This is a genomic window from Xenorhabdus sp. TS4 (assembly GCF_014467265.1).
In the GTDB taxonomy this organism is placed as follows: domain Bacteria; phylum Pseudomonadota; class Gammaproteobacteria; order Enterobacterales; family Enterobacteriaceae; genus Xenorhabdus; species Xenorhabdus ehlersii.
The window spans coordinates 61131-63813 of record NZ_NKHQ01000006.1; the positions used below are offsets into that span (position 1 = coordinate 61131).

Annotated in this window: 1 protein-coding gene; it reads left to right on the forward strand. The window is 55.0% G+C overall.

The window, feature by feature from the left end; translation table 11 throughout:
* A partial coding sequence (locus tag Xets_RS04410) for a non-ribosomal peptide synthetase (protein ID WP_187651216.1) occupies positions 1 to 2683 on the forward strand: 2683 nt, incomplete at both ends.

The following is a 2683-nucleotide window of genomic DNA, read 5'->3' on the forward strand; positions in this document are numbered from 1 at the left end:
CCTGCCCGTCTGGTTGCTGGACGATAAAACCCAGCGAAATAAGGTGGCACAACAGCCGATCCATAATCCTGATGTGCAACTTAAGCCCCATCATCTGGCCTATATTATCTATACCTCCGGCTCCACCGGTCAGCCCAAAGGCGTGATGCTGGAGCACCGTAATGTGGTGAACTTTATCCATGCTCAGCACCAGACCAGCGAACCACAATTGGGGGATCGTATCCTGCAATTTGCAACCATCGCCTTTGATACCTCGGTATCCGATATTTTTCCCACCCTGGCATCGGGAGCAACACTGGTTCTGCGTCCGCCCCATATCCGGATACCGGATATCACTTTTGTCACCTTCCTGCGTGAGCAGAAGATCACCATTATCGATATGCCCACGGCCTTCTGGCACCACTGGGTACAGGAGATGATGGCAGGACGCAGTGGCTTTAGCCCACATCTGCATACCCTTATTGTGGGCGGCGAAAAAGCGGAGTACCGCCATTTAATCAGTTGGCTGTCTCATCCGGAAACTCAATCCTGCCGCTGGATTAACTCGTATGGTCCCACGGAAACCACGGTGATTGCCACCACGCTGACATTGGACCAAAAAAATCCACCGTATCCCGAAGGTGTTATCCCGATTGGTTATCCGCTGCCCAATACCCGTATTTATATTCTGGATATGCACGGCCGACCGGTTCCCATTGGCGTCAGTGGTGAAATCCATATTGCCGGCGCGGGTGTGGCCCGTGGTTATCTCAATCGCCCGGATTTAACCGCGGAGAAATTTGTGGCAGATCCGTTTAGCCCCCGGCCCGATGCCCGTATGTATAAAACCGGCGATTTGGGGCGCTGGCGGCCCAATGGCTCGATTGAATATTTAGGGCGCAATGATTTTCAGGTCAAGCTACGCGGTTTCCGCCTTGAACTGGGGGAAATTGAGGCGCAACTGGTGGCTTGCGAAGGTGTCAGCGATGCCGTGGTGATCGCCCGTGAAGAAGACACCGGTGATAAGCGTTTGGTTGCATATCTGATCCCGGAAACCGGCATCACGCTAAAACCGGCCGATTTGCGTGAACAACTCAGTACCCGCCTGCTGGAGTACATGCTGCCCAGTGCCTTTGTGATGCTGGACGCCTTCCCGATGTCCGCCAACGGCAAACTGGATCGCAACGCACTGCCGGCACCGGATCGGCACGCTATCGTCAGCCGTGAGTACAAAGCACCACAAGGCGCAACCGAACAGAAACTGGCGGCAGTCTGGCAATCGATTCTGGAACTGGAACAGGTCGGGCGCCATGACAACTTCTTCGAACTGGGCGGCCATTCCCTGCTGGTCGTCAGTCTGATCGAACAGTTACGCCAGCAAGGGTTTTCTCTGGAGGTCAGCGCGGTCTTCTCTGCCCCCACCCTGGCGGCCATGAGCGCCCGCTTACATCAGAAGCAAAATGCGGAGACCTCTGTCATTCCGCCTAACCTGATCCGCGAAGACAGTCCGCACATTACGCCGGCTATGCTGCCACTGGTGACATTAACCCAGGCCCACATTGACCATATTGTTGACCATGTTCCGGGCGGTGTCGCCAATATTCAGGATATTTACCCGCTTGGCCCCTTGCAGGAAGGTATCCTGTTCCACCATTTACTGGCAGAAACCGGCGACACCTACCTTGAAAATATTTTGATGCACTTTGACAGCCGACCACGGCTGGACAGTTTCTTGCAGGCGTTGCAGCGGGTGATTGACCGGCACGATATTCAACGCAGTGCCTTTCACTGGCAGCAACTTCCGATCCCTGTGCAAGTGGTCTACCGTCATGCGCCACTGCCGATAACGGAACTGACGTTATCCGCAGGAGAAAGTGCCGAGACTCAACTACGGCGTCTGACTGATCCGGACAGAATACGGTTAGATATTACCCGCGCCCCATTACTGGCTGCTTATCTGGCCCAAGATCCTGACACCGAACGGTGGTGGTTAAGCCTGCTGCATCACCATCTGGTGTGTGACCATCTGTCACTGGACATCATTTTCAGCGAAGTACAGGCGCTGATGCAGGGGGAGGAAGAACACCTGCCCGCTCCATTGCCTTACCGCAATTTTATCGCCCAAACCCGTCAGGTGCCGATTGAAGTCCATCAGGCCTATTTCCAGCAGTTACTGGGCGATGTAAACGAGCCAACTTTACCGTTTGGGTTACTGGATGTGCAGGGAAACAGCCGCGATAAAATCGTGGAAGATATCGTCACGTTAGATGACGAGCTGGCTCGTCAGATCCGGGATTGCGCCCGCCAATCGGGTATCAGTGCCGCCGTACTGTTCCATGTGGCCTGGGCCCAGGTGCTGGCGCAATGTTGCGGCCGTGAGGACGTGGTCTTCGGTACTGTGTTATTAGGTCGGTTACAGGGCGGCATGGGCGCTTCTCAGGTGCTGGGGATGTTTATCAATACCCTGCCAGTCCGTATCCAGCTACAAGCCCGTACCGTGAAGCAGGCGGTACAGGAAACCTATCAGCGCCTGAGCGAATTGCTGGATCATGAACAGACCCCGCTGGCGATTGCCCAGCGGTGCAGTGGCGTCCAGCCTCCCTTACCGCTGTTTAACAGCCTGCTGAATTTCCGCCATAGCCCAGGTGAAGATGAGCAAGTGGCCTCAATCGCCTGGGAAGGCATTGGTGAGATAGAGAGTGAA